The sequence below is a fragment of the Bacillaceae bacterium S4-13-56 genome, assembly GCA_040191315.1.
Taxonomy (GTDB): domain Bacteria; phylum Bacillota; class Bacilli; order Bacillales; family JAWJLM01; genus JAWJLM01.
Map to the genome: position 1 here is coordinate 13,151 of JAWJLM010000010.1, position 17,728 is coordinate 30,878.

A 17,728-nucleotide genomic window follows, 5' to 3' on the forward strand; every position below is an offset into this window, starting at 1 on the left:
ACTCTTTCTTAAACATCTTTGTTACCCTTCACTTTTGAAGTGGAAGTCTTATGAATGGTTTCAACGAGAGTAAAAGCAACCCTTTTAAATTGAAGGGTTGCTTTTACTCTGTGCATTCAACCATTGATGAAGGATTTCAAGTACTTTTGGGGCAATGGGTTGATTTGCTAAGTCTTTAAAACATTCGAAGCATCTACATTTTCTTTTTGTTCTTTTAACATATGATTCACATTAGGAATGGAGTGAATCTCACATTCACCTTTTACCAAAGTTTTGATGTTTTTTAATGTGACAGGATTTGTATAAATTAAACGGCAGTTTCGGTTTAAATAAATTCCCGTCTCGATCTGCTCCCCCACTCCCATTTATAATTAGGACGGCTGGTACTTTATTTTCCGTTTCAGGTAAGAGGAGCGCGCCTTTTAATAGAACTTCACTTTCAATGGTAACTTCCTCATAATGGACCATAAATTATCCCCTTCCATCATTCTAAGTTGTGATTGTACTCTTTGTTCGCAAAACCAACAATCCAATAATATGGACATCGCCAAAAGCTTACTCTACAATAAGGTTGGAATAGGAGGCAATAGACATGAAAATAGGAATCAAGATTTTGTTTTTAATAAGTATTCTTGGTTTATTTTTATTAAGTGCTTGCTCAAATGATGAAAAAGAAGTTACACTTTCCAATGAAAATAACACTGAAGTGCATTTGCCGGGTGATCGGCCTTCCCTTATTTTCTTCTTCACCACGTATACTTGAGGGATTTGTCAAAAACAGCTCGTGGAGCTGCAAAATAACTTAGATCGTTTTGAAGATTTGGATGTTGACTTGTACGCCATTAGTAAAGACAAACCAGATGAATTGTTATACTTAAAAGAAGCCATAGAAGAACAGTATCCACGTGAGGATGACCTATCTATCACATTTTTATCTGATCCTAATTTTGATTTAATTGATCATATGGATATGCGAAACGGTGATGTTGCTTATAGAGGATATGGGCTTTTAGATAAGAATGGGGCTTTGGTCTTTAAAGAAGTCAATGATCATTGGGGAGAAGAGATGGATCAAACAGAAGAAAAAATTCGTGAAGAATATGAAAAAATTTCAGAGTAAAAGCTCGCCAAATGGCGAGCTTTTTAATTTAGTCTCATTCCTTGTTTTTCTAATTCTTCACGGTCCTTTCGAAGTGCTTTCAATAGGGAGAAAACCATCAGCACCATAATAATGGAAAATGGAAATGCTGCTGAAATGAGTGTATTTTGAAGCGCCTGTAGACCTCCTGTATATAATAGGGCAGCCGCCATTGCAGATTGGGTAATTCCCCAAGCAAATTTCACTCTTGTCGTAGGAAACAAAGACCCACCCATCGTTTGCATTCCAAGAACAAATGTGGCGGAATCAGCGGATGTAATAAAAAAGGTGCTAATTAGGATCATAGCCACTATCGACATTAGTAAACTCAATGGATAATGGTCAAATACACCAAATAAGGCTTGCTCCGTTGCCATTCCTGCAATATCTGCAATCCCCTTTTGCTCCAAGTTAATCGCTGACATTCCAAAAGCAGAAAACCATAGAAAGCTAACTAGAGCCGGAACAATTAGTACACCAGACATAAACTCGCGTATCGTTCTACCCTTCGAAACTCTTGCTATAAAGATACCTACAAACGGTGACCAAGAAATCCACCAAGCCCAATAGAAAATGGTCCAATTATTGATCCATGCTTGCCTTCCCTCATTATTTGGAGCAAGTCTAAGACTCATAGAAGGTAAATTTTGAATGTAGTGGCCAACCGTATCGGTGAAAATGTTTAAGATGTATAAGGTCGGTCCTACAAGAAGCATGAGCACAAATAACAATATAGCTAAAAACATATTGGCATTACTTAAATATTTAATTCCTTTGCTTAACCCAGTATAGGCTGACAACATAAACAGAACTGTTACAACTGCAATAATGGCTAATTGAATTCCAAATGTTTGCTCGATCCCTAAAAGATAAGATAGACCACCATTTATTTGAGATGCACCAAACCCTAAAGTGGTAGCCACACCAACAACAGTTGCAAACACTGCAATGACATCAATCAGTTTCCCAAGTGGTCCGTTTACACGATCACCTAAAAGAGGTTCTAATGTTGCACTGATAAGTCCAGGAGCCCCTCTTCGAAACTTAAAATAGGCTAATACAAGAGCAACAACGGCGTAAATTGCCCATGCATGAAATCCCCAGTGGAAAAAACTAAATTGCATCGCTTCTTTTAGAGCAGGTATAGAACCCGGTTCTGCGGTAGGGGGATTTGTACTAAAATGAAAGATTGGTTCGGCTGCTCCCCAAAAAACAAGTCCGATTCCCATGCCTGCACTAAACAGCATCGCAAACCATGTAGGATAACTGAAATCAGGTTTCTCATTTGGTTTTCCTAAATTCATTTTTCCATAAGGACTAAAAATCATATAAAGGCAAAAGATAACAAAGAGACTAACAATTAATAAATAATACCACCCAAAATGAACAGCTATATATTGCTGTAGTTGTGCTGTTATATCTTCCAAATTATCTGGTGATAAAGAGCCCCAAAGAACAGCTAGTAGGGCCAAAGCTAGTGTAATCCAAAAAACAGATGTAATTCTTGGTTTATCCATAACGACATATAACTCCTTCCATGTAATTGCAGATGATGTTAGTATTCTCTAGACAAAGGTAATTTATGAACAAGCCTCTTTTCGTTTCCTTAAGACATGGTATTACTGCTCGTTCCTGCGGGATAAATATAACTCCACCTGAAAGAATCCATAAAAAGGCGGAGATAGCAAACATGAAAAACCCCTAATCTAAGCAAAAATTGATTTTATACATTATTCCATTTTACTTAGTATTGTATGTACCACATGTACAGCTTCTTCTAGCTTGTTGCGATCATCTTCCTCTAAAAAGGTTAATTCATTCCTAACTTTCTCCTGCATTTTTTGCTTTCGATCCTTCACAAAGTCTCTCCCTTTTTGAGTAATGTCGATATATATCACTCTTCGGTCCTTTTCCGAATAAGATCGTTCAACATACCCTTGCTCCAAAAGACCATTGATAAGAGGGCTCACATTTGATTTTAATATAGACAGTTTTTTTCCTAATTCAGTTGTAGGCCTTTTTCCATGATCATTTAAAGAAAGTAAGATAAAAAATTGAGTAGGGTTTAATTTCGTATCTTTCACAGCCTCTGAGGGAGAAATTAGTTTATTCCGCAGCAAAGGGAGAATATCTAAAAGAAGATCAGCAATTTCTGATACCTTATGATCGCTCATTACCTTCATCCTTTACATGTTACTAATAGTATTATAACAAAAGAGTAGTTGACGTATAGTGGGTGTGTATTATAATTGCTTTATTAGTTATTTTTTCATAACTTTATGATTGTGGGGTAGTTTTATGGCATCTGTAATAGAGGTTCGTAACTTATCGAAAGAGTTCAAGGAATTAAAAGCTGTACAAGATATTAACTTCACTATTGAAGAAGGAGAAATTTTTGGTTTTCTTGGACCTAATGGCGCAGGAAAAAGTACGACGATAAACATGCTTTGCACCATGTTAAAACCGTCTTCGGGTGAAGTGTACATAAATGGATATTCGGTTTCCCGAGAAAAAGATCAAGTTAGAAAGAGTATTGGAATTATTTTTCAAGAGAATACATTAGATGAAAAACTAACTGCCAAAGAAAACTTATTGCTTCATTGCCGCTTTTATCATGTGCCAAAGAAAAAAAGGGAAGATCGTATTCAGCAAGTGCTAGAAATTGTTGATCTAGTCGACAAACAAGAAAAATTGGTTGAGACCTTTTCAGGGGGAATGAAAAGAAGGTTGGAAATCGCACGTGGACTTCTTCATTATCCAAAAGTTTTATTTCTTGATGAACCTACTATTGGATTAGATCCTCAAACGCGAGCACATATTTGGGAATATATTTTAAAATTAAAGGAACAAGAAGGAATTACGATGTTTTTAACCACCCACTATTTAGATGAAGCTGAAATTAGTGATCGAATTGCTATCATGGATCATGGAAAGATTATTGCCATTGATACTCCGGCTGCTCTCAAAAAACAAGTAGGCGGAGATATTATTGAAATTAAAACAGCAAACAATAAAAAAGCAATGGAGGAGATCCGACAAATGAATATTGAAAGCATTCATGAAAAGGATGATCTTCTTCAGATAAAGGTATTAGATAGCGATGGGTTCATCTCTGATTTTATTAAGAAATTGGAAACCCCAATTCGCAGCTTAGATATTCGTAAACCTACATTAAATGATGTCTTTTTAACTTTTACTGGAAAAGAAATTCGCGAGGAAGAGGCATCTAAGACCGATAAATTTAGACGAAGGTTCAGAAGAGGTAACCATCACTAGGAGGTGGATGATAATGGAAGGAATATTTGCGATTTGGCAGAGAGATGTTATTAAATTCACTCGGGACCGAGCTCGCTTATTAGGCTCATTTGCTATGCCTGTTATGTTTTTATTAATTTTCGGGAGTGGTATGAGCGGAACTATGAAATTTATGTTATCCGCTGGTGGAGGTTCTCCTGACTTTGATTATGTATCGTTTATTTTTCCAGGAATTGTAGCAATGACCTTATTGACGACATCTATTTTCTCCAGTTTATCTGTCATTCAGGACAAGGAATTTGGATATATGCGTGAGATTCTGGTTTCTCCCATCTCACGAGTGAATATTGCGATAGGAAAAGTTCTCGGAGGGGCCACTGTTGCTCTTCTACAAGGCCTACTTATGTTTTTACTAGTTCCATTAATTGGTGTTGAGGTCCAATGGAGCTCCATTTTTCTATTAATTCCTGTAATGTTTTTAATTTCAAGTGCCTTGTCTTCTTTAGGGTTACTTATAGCGAGTACACTTACATCAACAGAAGGTTTCCAATTTATCGTCCAAATATTAATTATGCCAATGATTTTCTTATCGGGTGCTCTCTTCCCCATCAATAACATGCCAGCGTGGATGGACTTTTTGGTTAAAATAAACCCTGTTACTTATGGGGTTGATCTAATGAAGAAGATTATGCTGGATGTTGGAAGCATGCCCGAGTTGGTGAGAGAAGCCATGGGCTTGAATTTAACCGTTATGAATCACCAAGTTACTATGTTTGAAGAAGTTTTATTTATTATGATTTTCACGGCTGTTCTCATTTTCTTTGCTACTATACAATTCAGACGAAATAATGCATAGTGCCTATCATCTCTGATAGGCACTATCTTTTTATACTTCTCTTTCAGCTGCACCAACTGATGGGCCATTATTATGTCGGTCATTATCTTCTGAGTTAGTGGCTGGTTTCGTTCGAGGTTCTTCGCTACGCAAATATGTGGGACGATGTTTTCTTTGTTCTTTCTTAAATCGATCAAAATCTGTGTTGACCATAAACTCCCTCCTTTCTTTTATAATGATCCATTAGCACGATTTTATGTTCTATAGAAAAAGGTCTCATTCTTTCGTACAATGGATTAAAAAGAGGGAAAGGAATGATTTTTTGAATAAAAACAGAGAAATTCACTTAGTTAAACGACCGGAAGCAATGCCCAACATGGAGCATTTACAGTTTGTTGAGCAAGAAATCCCTACCCCAAACAAGGGAGAGGTTCTTTTACGCACGCTCTACCTATCTGTTGACCGTTGAGAATGAGCGAACGCAAGTCCTATGTTGAACCCTACCAATTACATAAACCCATTGATGGCGGAGGGTCGTTGAATCAAAATCAAATCACCTTCAAAAAGGACTATATATATATGAAGAAGGTCATCAAACGATTAAAATTAAAACTAAAAACTAGCATTCTATAAAAAGTGCTTGATACCAGACTTCATAGAGAAATAATAACTAAAAGATGATTCCACATTCTATCGAGGAATCATCTTTTAGTTGAAACTTTTTCAGCTAATTCGGCGAAAAAATTCATTTCGTTTTGCAGTTACCACAAATCATCTAGAGTACTAGATAAAATAAGGTTTGTATCAATGTTACATGCTTGTGCGTCGAGACCATACTGCCATATTTCTACGTCTATTCCTTGTGGTGCACCTGGATTAAACTCAGGTGCATTTGCTTTAGTAGTGATACCTGTTGGGTTTGCTGACCAAATAACTACATCCTCATCAGTGACTCCATATTGCTCCTTATACGATACATAAGCATTAGAAACAGCGGTATCTGGTTGAAAGACACCATATATTCCTGGCTCGTATGAAGAATTAGATATGCTCTCTACCCATCCTCGAATAAACTCCTGGTCTACTGGAAAGCTTGGTTCTATATCCACAATTATGGGTGTACCCTCAGGGATTCCTAGTTCCTGTGCGATATTAATAGCTTCTTCTGCATGATTTATTGCATGTTCATACCCTGTTGCCTCTGACACACCATTATAGATAGGAAGAATTCGTGCGTTGTTTTCATGAATAAGTTGAATCTCTTCCTGTGTCATTTTAAAAGAAACTCCTTCAATTTGAAGCATATATCTTCCAATGAACTCTGGTTCCCCAAATTCATTGACCACACAATCATAGAAATCCTCAGTAACTAAACTTGCTGTATCAATTCCCCATTCAATGGTAACTTCCTGATCACTATCTCCATTATTTGGCGGATTATTGTTTGGACTATTATTGTCCTCTGAATTATTGAATCCAGGCAGACTGCACCCAATGGTAAACAATATGGTTAAAAAACCAACCAATAAAAGCTTAACTACTTCCTTTTTTTTCATGAACTCACCCTTCTTTTTGTATAAACTATGCAATGGAAGAATCTATCGTAAGGGCGCAAAACATAAAGGGAGTAAATTTTTTGTAAACAAAAAGAATAACCATTCATAAAGTGAAACTTCAATCAGCTGCCGTCCCCCCACTGATTGTTAGCATCCAAGGGCATGAGTATGAGGCCCTTGAACCACTCGGACATTTACGGGTAGCCAACCATAAGGAAAGCTTCACCAACAAGGATGAAAAATTTAATGTTTTTTCCATGGCAGTTTATCCCCCGCTTACCTTTTTCGTTTCACTTAAGACTTGAGGTGGGGATAGTGGTATTGCTGCCCGTTAATGCGGGATAATTAGGAGACATTTGTGTTAGGATAATGAAATACGGTCATAATGAATAATGGAAAAACAGGAACTTGTATGGTATATATACAAGTAATAGAAAAATGGTCGATTCAAAGAGAGAGGGAATTGATATGGCAGAACATAAAACATCAAATTTCATAAGAAACATTGTAAAAGAAGACTTAGAATCAGGAAGAAGAACATACGTAAATACCCGTTTTCCACCAGAGCCTAATGGATATCTGCATATTGGTCACGCTAAATCCATTATTATTAACTTTGATCTAGCTGATGAATTTGGCGGAAAGACGAATCTACGATTTGATGATACGAATCCATTAAAAGAGGATACTGAATTCGTAGAATCCATTAAAGAAGATGTGAAATGGCTAGGGTATGATTGGGATGGTCTATTTTTTGCGTCAGATTATTTTGAAGAAATGTATGAGAGAGCTAAGCTCCTTATAAAGAAAGGAAAAGCTTATGTAGATGATCTTTCTCCAGATGAGATCCGTGAGTATCGCGGTACTTTGACAGAGCCAGGCAAAAATAGTCCATACCGTGATCGAACAGTTGAAGAGAACTTAGAATTATTTGAAAAAATGCGTCAGGGTAAATACAAAAATGGAGAGAAATCTCTTCGTGCAAAAATTGATATGAGCTCCCCTAACATTAATTTACGGGACCCTGTGATTTATCGAATTTCTCATACTACTCACCATAATACCGGGGATAAGTGGTGTATTTACCCAACCTATAGTTTTGCACATCCTCTTGAAGACGCAATTGAGGATGTGACTCATTCTATTTGTACTATTGAATTTGAAGATCAACGTCCTCTTTACAACTGGGTGGTCGAGCAATGTGAAATGGAAAGCCAACCACAACAAATTGAATTTGGACGATTAAACCTTTCCCATACAGTAATGAGTAAAAGGAAGCTCAGGCTTTTAGTTGATGAAGGTGTTACAGACGGATGGGATGATCCTCGAATGCCAACCATTTCCGGTTTAAGAAGACGAGGGTATACGCCTGAATCCATCCGTGGTTTCATTCGAGAATTAGGCGTTTCCAAAGGAGATGGGACCGTTGATTCACGAATGCTAGATCAGTTTGTTAGAGAGGATTTAAAACTTAAAGCTCCTCGTACGATGGGTATTTTAAAACCACTAAAGGTTGTCATTACAAACTATCCGGAAGGGCAAGTAGAATGGCTTGATGCTGAAGTTAACCCTGAAAATCCTGAAATGGGCATAAGAAAAATCCCATTCTCCCGTGAAATCTATATTGAACAAGAGGATTTCATGGAAAATCCACCGAAAAAGTATTTCCGATTATTTCCTGGAAACGAGGTTCGCTTGAAGCATGCTTACTTTATCAAATGTGAGGATATCATTAAGGATGAGGATGGAAATGTAGTAGAGATCCATTGCACCTATGACCCTGAGACAAAAAGCGGAACAGGATTTACTGGCCGAAAAGTAAAAGGTACCCTTCATTGGGTAGAAGCCACTCAGGCTTTACCAGCAGAATTTCGTATGTATGAGCCTCTTATTTTGGATGATGATCAAGAGGCAGAAGAGGTTGAAAATGCAGAGAAAAAGACTTTCCTTGACCTTATCAATCCAAATTCCCTTGAGGTTCTGAACGGCTTTATTGAACCGAACATGGAAGACGTTCAACCGTTTGATAAATTCCAATTCTTTAGACATGGATATTTCAACGTTGATCCAAAGCTTTATAAAAAAGAGAAACCAGTTTTTAATCAAATTGTTTCATTAAAAAGCTCTTTTAAGCTTTAATAGTTAAAAGCCTAGAACCAGATCAAGGTTCTAGGCTTTTCTTGCTTACACTTTCAACTACCCATACAGGAAACCATAGTATTAAAAAAGAAGCTAATGCTATAAGCTCAAGAGGGATTATGTACCATGGCCAAGGGCCGAGAAAATCTAATACGGATGCCGTAGAAGGCTTTCTCATGATGAACATGTAGTTCCCACCTGTCCATAAATTTATAAAGTACATAAAAGCCGTATACACATTTAAATAGAGAAAGGACCTCCATAACAGCTTTAACGTAGGACGAAACCTTTCTACAAAAAGCATATACAAACAGGCTATAACGACTCCTCCATGAGCAACATAGAAATGAATATATCTAAAATGGGGGAAAGAATATCCATCAATAACAGGAGTTAACATGGCTTGAATGGCACTTCCTATACCCACGAAATAGGTAAAAGCAAAGACCCTTTCATTTTTAGTTAAAAGCATGATGATAGCAAAAATTAGACTAACACTACTTAAATGAAGGGGGAGGGAATAGCTTGGATTCCATCGACCATAGTAGATCTGCCAAGATTGATAACTAATTTCAGATAGTAGAAGAACGCCTGCTAGACAAAACCGAAACACAACTGGGCGACTCCCTTTTCTAAGGGGTTTTCTGTATAGAGCAATACCAATAGCTATGAACACAAACACAGTAATAGTTAGCCAATGCTCTAAAGAAAATAGGACAAAGGGATCTTCATCATAACCCCATTCGAAATATCTGGACATCTACATCCCTCCCATTCTTCTCATAGACATGGATTAATTAGAAAAATCATTATTGCGATCAGCCGGGAAAATTAATCCAATCTGCTTTCGAGCTTCCTCCATCAAAGAAGCTGTTACCCATGATCTTTCAAAAGAATTTATATTTGATTCTGTCATCCCTTGTTGAACAAGTTGAACAAAAGCCTCTGTTTCATAAAACATAGATTCCTTATCTTGTGTTCGATTCAGGCTTTCACTAGTGCCATCTCGATAACGGATTTCCACTGAATTCAAATTAGAGATGTCATCTATTATGATGCTTCCTTCCTCCCCTTGAATTTCAGAGGGTGCGTAAGAATTCGTTATTTTCGAGTGCGTTGTGATCGCTTCCATTTCCTCATATCCGAATAGAATACTGCCTTCCGCATCTACCCCCGACCCAAGCATTACTCCATTGGCCTTAATATGCTTTGGTTCACCAAATAAAGCTACCATAGGAAAAACACAGTAAACCCCTAAATCCATCAATGAACCATTTGAAAATTCAGGACGAAAGGCATTTAGTACTTCCCCTTTTTTATAAGAATCATAACGCGAAGAATATTGACATTTACTTGCAACAAAACGCCTTACCTTTCCTATCTTATGTAAATTTTCCTGAATCGAAATGAAATTGGGTAGAAAGGTAGTTTTCATTGCCTCCATAAGTAATACCTTTTCTTTCGTGGCAACTTGAATCATCTTCTCTATCTCAGCAGTGTTAGAAGCCATTGGTTTTTCACATAAAACATGTTTTCCATTCTTCATGAAGAGAATGGACTGTTCCGTGTGTAAAGAATTGGGAGTAGCTATATAGACAGCATCTAGTAAATCTGTTGCGGCCATCTTATCTAAATCAGTAAAGGTATGATCTACTCCATGCTTGCTAGCAAATTCTTGAGCCCTTTCTTCTGTACGGGAAAAAACGGCAGTAATTTCAAAGTCCTTTACTTCCTTTGCTGCACTCAAAAATCGATCGGTTATCCAATTCGTACCTACCACTCCAAAACGTATAGTCATGTAATCACTCCTCAAATATTTTTGTTGCACTTTCTGTCCAAGCATAATAGAATTTTCAAGTGTGTATTTTTTATACTACAGGATTTATAACTTACATGAAAAAAATTAAGCTTTCGCCATTAGAACTTTGCGATAAGTCGAGTTTTTCTTAAAATCAGAAAAGAGATGACTGCCATGCCTAAACATATATGGTTGCTTGTTATTGGAATTGCCATTAATGTCACAGGTTCTTCATTCATATGGCCCTTGAACACCATTTATATTCATAATGAACTAGGACAAACCTTAGCCTTTGCAGGAGTAGTGCTCATGTTAAACCAAGGGGCTGGGATATTTGGCAATCTTTTAGGCGGTGTTTTATATGACCGTTTAGGCGGCTATATAACTATCACTTATGGTAACATCATTTCCATTGCAGCCTCAGTTGCCTTGATATTTTATCATAGCATACTTTCTTATACCATTCTGATGATTGTCCTTGGATTAGGTTCTGGGGTAGCACGCCCTGCTATGTTTGCGATGGCTAGCTCGGTTTGGCCAGAAGGAGGACGACGTGCTTTTAATGCTCTTTACGTTGCCCAAAATCTTGGAGTAGCCATTGGGGCTTCCTTAGGTGGATTTGTTGCCAAGTTCTCATTTGAATATATTTTCATTGCAAACGCCCTATTCTTTTTCGTTTTCTTTCTCTTAGCTGTCCTAACCTATAAACCTATAGATTCCAAATATGACCCTCATTCCTATGGAACTGTTCTAGATCAAAATTTAAAAATTGTTAAGAAAGCAAATTTCCGTGCCTTAATCATGTTAAGCATTGGATTTTTTATATGCTGGGTTGCTTATGTTCAATGGCAAACGACCATTGCATCCTATACGCAGGACATCGGAATTTCCATTGATCGATATAGCCTTTTATGGACTATAAATGGTCTGCTTATCGTGTTAGGTTAACCGATTATTAAAGTTGTTACGAACTGGATTCCTTCCACAAAGGCACAAATACAAATAGGACATTTCATTTTCTTATTATCCTTTATCTACCTATTATTTGCTAATTCCTTTCTTTCTTTTGCAATTGCAATGGCGATTTTAACTATTGGCGAAATGTTGGTATGGCCTGGCGTACCATCTCTAGCAGATGATTTGGCGCCTAAAGGGAGAGCGGGCTTTTACCAGGGATTAATTAATAGTGTGGGTACCGCCGGTCGAATGGTTGGCCCTGTACTTGGAGGATTTATTGTGGATATTTATTCCATTGAAATCCTTTTCTATGGATTATTAATCCTGTTTATTATTCCATTTGTAGCCACCCATTTCTATGATCGGAAGCTAAATAGCGAACAGTTAGAACGAGTTGAAAATTAAGAGGTAGTGTCTCTCGTTGATCATGCAAAACAGTAAAAAACCTTTCTCCAGTGAAATTTTAATGCCGATTAATCCTTTTATGTGCTACAAAAGTCATTGGGTGACGATTTTATTCGTTAAGTGACGGTTTCAGAATTTTAAGTGCTAGAGAACTGGTTTTAAGTGACGATTTTCTACAGAACTAAAATGTTAGATGCTACTTCCATTCGTTTCGTGCCGAAGTGTCCATTTATGTGACACCACACCCCCTACTTAAATGCAAAAAAAGATGATTCCTCCAATAAAATGGAATCATCTTTTTTTATTTTCCTATGATACATTTCCCTGTTGGCTCCGAACCAAATCGGCATAAAATCCATCAACCATCATGAGCTCCTGATGGTTCCCTTTTTCAATGATTTTCCCTTCATTTAACACAAGAATCAAATCGGCATTTCGAATAGTGTTTAAACGGTGGGCAATAACAAAACTTGTTCTACCCTTCATCAACGTTTTTAAACCGTCATTAATTTTAATTTCCGTGATCGTATCAATGCTACTAGTAGCCTCATCTAGGATCAAAAGACTTGGGTTAGCAAGGAGTGCTCTTGCGATAGACAAGAGCTGCCTCTGTCCATGACTAATTCCATTTCCATCCGAATCAAGTACGGTATCATAGCCATCAGGTAATCGAGTAATAAATTCATGGGCATTTGCAGATTTAGCTGCCTCCACTACTTCCTTATCAGTTGCAGCTAAGTTCCCATATCGAATATTTTCACGGATAGTTGTGTGAAATAAAAAGGAATCCTGCAAAACAACCCCCATTTGATCCCTTAAGCTTTTTCTTGTTATCTGTTTCGCGTCTTTTCCATCAATCAATATCTGACCCTTGTCTGGATCATAGAATCGAGAAAGCAATGAGACAATGGTAGTCTTCCCAGCCCCCGTTGGGCCAACTAAAGCAACTGTGCTTCCTGGTTCTACGTGGAAATTAATATCCTCTAATGTGATTTGTTCTTCTTCATAAGAGAAATATACAGAGCGAAACTCAATTTCTCCCACTATAGCATTCACATCAGTTGCTTGCTCCTCATCCTTCTGTTCTATATCTTTTTCCATGATTTGAAACACGCGGTCAGCCCCAGCCACGGCAGATAAGATCATGTTAAATTGGTTCGCTAAGTCATTCAGTGGTCTTGTAAACTGCCTAGAATAAGTAGTAAAGGTTACAATTACTCCTATGGTAACTATCCCTCCCTTTAAGGCTAACAAGCCTCCACCGCCCACAATAATGGCAAAACTGACGTTATTTAACATATTCATTAGTTTGGGAATAAAACCTGAGTAAGTCTGTGCCCAAAAACCAGCTTTTTTTAATCTCTCATTTTTCTCTTTAAACTCTTGAATGACTCGTTCCTCTTGGGAAAACATTGTGATGATGGTATGACCCGAGAACATTTCCTCCACATATCCATTCATTTTTCCTAACTCTTTCTGTTGTTCTCTAAAATAAGGCCCTGTTCTATTCGTAATCCATTTCATCCCAAAGTACATGAAGGGGACTACGGTCAATGTAAGCAGAGTTAATAAAGGACTTAACCAAATCATCATTCCAATGGTTCCAAGAATAGTTAATAAACTAGTTGCAAATTGAATAACTGCCGTGTTTAACGTACGACTGACATTTTCTATATCATTCGTTAGCCTGCTCATAAGCTCCCCATGCTTATAGGTTTGAAAGAATGAAATAGGAAGATGCTGTAAGTGAGAAAAAAGTTTTTTCCTCATAGAATATACTGTGTTTTGCGCGATATGGATCATCCAAAAATTTTGGAGCCAAGTAGCTGCTGATTGAAAAAAATAAATGAACACTAGAAAAAGAAGCAAAAATAAAAGTGTGTTTCTTTCTTGTGTCTCAATGACATGGTCTACTGATACTCCTAATAGAAAGGGTCCTAACAAAGATAGGACAGAGCTAATAATGACCATTATAATGACCAGGAAAAAAAGTTTTTTCTCATGAGCCATATAAGACCATATTTTCCATAGAGTTTCCTTAAGATTATCAACTCGGGGTGGTCTAGTTCCAATCCCTTGGGGACGACGATGAGGATGCTCTATAGTTCTTTCAGGTTGTTCTTCCTTCTTATCCGCCATCTAGATCACCCCTTTTTCATTTTGAGATTCGTATATTTGTTGATAATAAGTATTGTGACTTAACAACTCCTGATGAGTTCCTTCCCCAATTAACTTACCGTGATCTAAAAGAAGAATCTTATCAGCATCCCTGACAGAACTAACCTTTTGAGCAATCATAAGGACCGTACACTTTTGATCTTGTAACGTTTGTAAAAGGCGTACTTCTGTATGAGCATCCAGTGCACTCGTACTATCATCTAATATTAAGATTTTTGGGCGTCGTATGAGAGCACGGGCAATGGAGAGCCGTTGCTTTTGACCCCCAGAAAATGTAATCCCACGTTGCCCAATAACCGTATCATATCCATCAGGTAAGCTTTCGATAAAGGAATGAATTTGTGCATCTTTGGCCGCTTGGATAACCTCTTCTATAGTCGCCTCTTCTTTTCCCCAACAAATATTTTCCATCACTGTTCCCGAAAACAGATGTACGTCCTGAGGAACCAAACTAATCTGATGACGTAGATAATTCAAATCTATCTCATCTATCCGATGTCCATCTATATAGATTTCTCCTTTTGATTTTTCATAAAGCCTAGGAATGAGATGTACTAAGGATGATTTCCCTGAACCTGTTTCTCCTAGAATCCCAAGAGTTTTTCCATGATCAATCATGAAGCTAATCTGATTCACAGCAGGTTCCTTAGATTTCGGATATTCAAAACTCACATTTTTAAATGTGATTGCACCTTCCAATATAGGTTTCCTATCCCCAGATGAATGGGTCTCTATCTCTTCATCTAGGACAAGTCCTATACGATCAATGGAAGCCTTTCCTCTTGATGCATTCATGATAAGGAAGGTAAATACAGAAAAAGTAAACATAATCCGTGTGGCATAATTTAAAATGGCAACTACTTCACCTGCCGTTGCGTCCCCTACGGAGAGTTGCCCAGCTCCGACCCATAAAAGAATAAGAATTAGCACATTCATGCCGAGCATAACAATCGGCATTGCTACTTCCATCAGCCACAACGCCTTTTTATTCATATCTAACAAAGAATAATTTACTTGTTTAAAACGTTCTTCTTCATGTGATCCTCGATTAAATCCTTTGATTAAGCGAATTCCCCCTAAGTTTTCCCGAATGATCGAGTTCACATCGTCAAGCTTTTTTTGAACCCTCTGAAAATAGGTTACTCCTTTTCTTAAAATCCAATAAAGAAATAGAAAAATAAACGGAACTGAACCAAGTAAAATAAAAGCTAATTCTACATGAACGGTAAAGGCCATAATGAGCGCAAATATAATAAATAATGGTGCTCTCAATCCAACTCGCATAAACATAAAAATGACGCCTTGTACTTGGGTCACGTCATTAGTTAACCTCGTAATTAAGGTTGGAGTATCAAATGATTGAAGATTTTTCATTTTAAATCGTTGGACTTTCTCAAACAAGTCTCTTCGCATATCATAGCCTGCCCCTTGTCCAACACGAGAAGATAGAAAGGAATTAGCAATTCCAGCGAAAAAAGTAAAGATTGAGATTCCTATCAAAATCGTTCCCCATATAGCTACCAGCCGAAAGTCTCCTTTTTGGATTCCTTCATCTATCATTCTTGCCATAATAATTGGTTGGAATAATTCCACAACTAATTCAATAATTGTTAAAAAAATACCGACCCATAAGGCGGTTTTATATGTATAAGCATAACTCCATATTCTTTTCATTTCTCTCCCCCGAATCAATAAACTCCTTTTTATTATACTTGATTTTTAGGAGGATGAAAGTTTGAAAACTTTTGGAGTGGTTCATAAACTCACCTAATTTAACGCTTGCTCGTAGGTATATACGACAAGCTGACCAATGTGATCTTTGCGGATTCTTCAAACCTCATCACCAATAGTCAAAGTAATGCTCTTTTCCCACTTTTCTCACTGATTTTTTAAATAATTGTAAGTGATAAAATTAATCGTCCTAAAACGTTCAATCCCTTTGCGTGAAAGAAGTTGATATTCGTCAAAGCCTAGTAATTCTTTGAAATACCAATATCCAGTTCGAAGTTATGTCATACATTATAATGGATGGTAAAGAGATCTAGACTACTATCTGTACAAAGAATATAAAAAGGTGCCATACTTAAATCAAATTCGTCTTCCCAAGATAACAAGATTTTGAAGTATTCAGTGTTATTCAAATTTCCTTCATAAGTAAATAGCTTACAGGAAAACTTCCTTCCATTAAGGAGTTAGAGGAAGAATTACAACAAAAAAAGCTTTGTATAAACGCTGTTATATCAACGAATTTATTCAGTACCGGTGCCTCCAGCATGAGAAAGTTTCACCGTAATGGGGGCACCCAAATTGTATTCACTAAGTGGCTTAGGGCTATCTTTAATAGACAAAATGTATCGAATTATAACGGATATACATTGAATTTCCTATTTTATCCTCTTTTCTGTTTTTATATCAAAAAAATGACAATCCACTAAATCAAATCCTACAGTAACCACTTCCCCACTTTTTATATTACAGATAGCATCCACTCGTACAGTAATTGATTGATCTTTGATTGAAGTATAGAGGTAGGTTTCTGCTCCTAATAATTCGACCATTTCAACTTTTGTTTGGATGCTTATATCCTTGTCCGTTGAAAGTGTCAATTTTTCTGGTCGAATTCCCACTATAATTTGATCATCTGTATAGCTGCTTTTTTGTAATAATTGTAGTTTCTCTTCAGATAAAAGATAAGAAACATGTCCTATCCGAATATGATTACCCTCAATCAGTCCGCGGATAAAATTCATTGCTGGTGAACCAATAAAGCCACCAACAAATACATTATCAGGAAAGTCATAAATTCGCTTCGGTTTATCTACTTGTTGTATGATACCATCTTTCATCAGTACAATCCTTGAAGCCATTGTCATCGCCTCGGTTTGGTCATGGGTTACATAAATAGTTGTTGTTTTTAATTTTTTGTGTAGCTTAATAATTTCAGCCCGCATTTGAACACGTAGTTTTGCATCAAGATTAGATAATGGTTCGTCCATTAAAAACACTTTCGCATCTCTAACAATTGCACGTCCCAAAGCAACACGTTGCCTTTGACCACCTGATAAAGCTTTAGGTTTACGGTTTAAATAAGGTTCTAATCCCAAAATGGAGGATGCTTGTTTGACACGATGATCAATGTCATCCTTTTTATACTTCCTCAACTTTAATCCGACAGCTATATTGTCATATACAGTCATATGTGGGTATAACGCATAGTTTTGAAAGACCATTGCTATATCCCGGTCTTTGGGTGCCACTTTATTTACTAGATTGTTATCAATGTATAGACTGCCATCTGAAATTTCCTCTAACCCAGCCACCATCTGAAGCATTGTTGACTTTCCACATCCAGAAGGTCCAACAAGTACAATAAATTCTCTATCAGTTACTCTTAGATTAAAATCATTAACAGCCCAAACATTTTTGTTATATTTTTTATAAATTTTTTCAAAAAGTATTTCTGCCAT

At 37.0% G+C, this 17,728-nt stretch carries 18 protein-coding genes; 8 read left to right on the plus strand and 10 right to left on the minus strand.

Translation table 11 applies throughout. From position 1 onward, the window contains the following. Window positions 1–255: 255 nt before the first annotated feature. Complete coding sequence (locus tag RZN25_04490; GenBank protein ID MEQ6376081.1) at window positions 256–468, minus strand: hypothetical protein; 213 nt, start codon at window positions 466–468, stop codon at window positions 256–258. A 124-nt stretch (window positions 469–592) separates the two neighbouring features. Between RZN25_04490 and RZN25_04495 the strand changes: the two genes are divergently transcribed. Continuing rightward, window positions 593–763, plus strand: a complete 171-nt coding sequence (locus RZN25_04495) for a hypothetical protein (GenBank protein MEQ6376082.1) — start codon at window positions 593–595, stop codon at window positions 761–763. A gap of 3 nt (window positions 764–766) precedes the next feature. Next, window positions 767–1,120 carry a redoxin domain-containing protein gene (locus tag RZN25_04500; protein ID MEQ6376083.1) on the plus strand — a complete coding sequence of 118 codons (354 nt, stop codon included), beginning with the start codon at window positions 767–769 and terminating at the stop codon, window positions 1,118–1,120. A 23-nt stretch (window positions 1,121–1,143) separates the two neighbouring features. Here RZN25_04500 and RZN25_04505 read toward each other — a convergent pair whose 3' ends face one another. Continuing rightward, window positions 1,144–2,655, minus strand: coding sequence for a BCCT family transporter (locus RZN25_04505; protein ID MEQ6376084.1), 1,512 nt, complete (start codon window positions 2,653–2,655; stop codon window positions 1,144–1,146). Window positions 2,656–2,868: 213 nt separating this feature from the next. Continuing rightward, the gene (locus tag RZN25_04510; protein ID MEQ6376085.1) at window positions 2,869–3,312 is read right to left on the minus strand and encodes a MarR family transcriptional regulator; all 444 of its coding nucleotides are present in this window, start codon (window positions 3,310–3,312) and stop codon (window positions 2,869–2,871) included. Between the two features lie 124 nt (window positions 3,313–3,436). On the opposite strand from RZN25_04510, the gene RZN25_04515 reads away from it, so the two are divergent. Together RZN25_04515 and RZN25_04520 are read left to right on the plus strand one after the other, a co-directional pair. Further along, window positions 3,437–4,414 (plus strand): ATP-binding cassette domain-containing protein, encoded by a 978-nt coding sequence (locus RZN25_04515; GenBank protein MEQ6376086.1) that lies wholly within the window; start codon window positions 3,437–3,439, stop codon window positions 4,412–4,414. A 13-nt stretch (window positions 4,415–4,427) separates the two neighbouring features. After that, window positions 4,428–5,249 carry an ABC transporter permease gene (locus RZN25_04520; GenBank protein ID MEQ6376087.1) on the plus strand — a complete coding sequence of 274 codons (822 nt, stop codon included), beginning with the start codon at window positions 4,428–4,430 and terminating at the stop codon, window positions 5,247–5,249. 30 nt (window positions 5,250–5,279) lie between these two features. On the opposite strand, the gene RZN25_04525 is transcribed toward RZN25_04520, so the two are convergent. Beyond that, window positions 5,280–5,441, minus strand: coding sequence for a hypothetical protein (locus RZN25_04525; GenBank protein ID MEQ6376088.1), 162 nt, complete (start codon window positions 5,439–5,441; stop codon window positions 5,280–5,282). A 109-nt stretch (window positions 5,442–5,550) separates the two neighbouring features. Between RZN25_04525 and RZN25_04530 the strand changes: the two genes are divergently transcribed. Continuing rightward, window positions 5,551–5,697: a hypothetical protein gene (locus tag RZN25_04530; protein MEQ6376089.1), complete on the plus strand. Its 147-nt coding sequence runs from the start codon at window positions 5,551–5,553 to the stop codon at window positions 5,695–5,697. Window positions 5,698–5,989: 292 nt separating this feature from the next. On the opposite strand, the gene RZN25_04535 is transcribed toward RZN25_04530, so the two are convergent. Continuing rightward, window positions 5,990–6,784, minus strand: coding sequence for a DUF1906 domain-containing protein (locus RZN25_04535; GenBank protein MEQ6376090.1), 795 nt, complete (start codon window positions 6,782–6,784; stop codon window positions 5,990–5,992). A gap of 468 nt (window positions 6,785–7,252) precedes the next feature. On the opposite strand from RZN25_04535, the gene RZN25_04540 reads away from it, so the two are divergent. Continuing rightward, entirely contained in the window at window positions 7,253–8,923 is a 1,671-nt protein-coding gene (locus tag RZN25_04540) for a glutamine--tRNA ligase/YqeY domain fusion protein (GenBank protein MEQ6376091.1), read from the plus strand. Between the two features lie 22 nt (window positions 8,924–8,945). Here RZN25_04540 and RZN25_04545 read toward each other — a convergent pair whose 3' ends face one another. Both RZN25_04545 and RZN25_04550 read right to left on the minus strand, forming a co-directional pair. Then, window positions 8,946–9,683, minus strand: coding sequence for a TIGR02206 family membrane protein (locus tag RZN25_04545; protein MEQ6376092.1), 738 nt, complete (start codon window positions 9,681–9,683; stop codon window positions 8,946–8,948). Between the two features lie 33 nt (window positions 9,684–9,716). Next, window positions 9,717–10,721: a Gfo/Idh/MocA family oxidoreductase gene (locus RZN25_04550; protein ID MEQ6376093.1), complete on the minus strand. Its 1,005-nt coding sequence runs from the start codon at window positions 10,719–10,721 to the stop codon at window positions 9,717–9,719. Window positions 10,722–10,895: 174 nt separating this feature from the next. Between RZN25_04550 and RZN25_04555 the strand changes: the two genes are divergently transcribed. Both RZN25_04555 and RZN25_04560 read left to right on the plus strand, forming a co-directional pair. After that, window positions 10,896–11,669 (plus strand): MFS transporter, encoded by a 774-nt coding sequence (locus tag RZN25_04555; protein MEQ6376094.1) that lies wholly within the window; start codon window positions 10,896–10,898, stop codon window positions 11,667–11,669. A gap of 54 nt (window positions 11,670–11,723) precedes the next feature. Next, complete coding sequence (locus RZN25_04560) at window positions 11,724–12,083, plus strand: MFS transporter (protein MEQ6376095.1); 360 nt, start codon at window positions 11,724–11,726, stop codon at window positions 12,081–12,083. Window positions 12,084–12,392: 309 nt separating this feature from the next. Here the strand turns inward: RZN25_04560 and RZN25_04565 are convergent, their stop codons facing one another. The 3 genes from RZN25_04565 to ugpC form a co-directional block, all read right to left on the minus strand. After that, a complete protein-coding gene (locus RZN25_04565; GenBank protein MEQ6376096.1) occupies window positions 12,393–14,222 on the minus strand; it encodes an ABC transporter ATP-binding protein in 1,830 nt (609 codons plus the stop codon). Continuing rightward, entirely contained in the window at window positions 14,223–15,935 is a 1,713-nt protein-coding gene (locus RZN25_04570; protein ID MEQ6376097.1) for an ABC transporter ATP-binding protein, read from the minus strand. It lies immediately after the preceding gene. Window positions 15,936–16,645: 710 nt separating this feature from the next. Continuing rightward, window positions 16,646–17,728, minus strand: coding sequence for a sn-glycerol-3-phosphate ABC transporter ATP-binding protein UgpC (ugpC, locus tag RZN25_04575; GenBank protein MEQ6376098.1), 1,083 nt, complete (start codon window positions 17,726–17,728; stop codon window positions 16,646–16,648).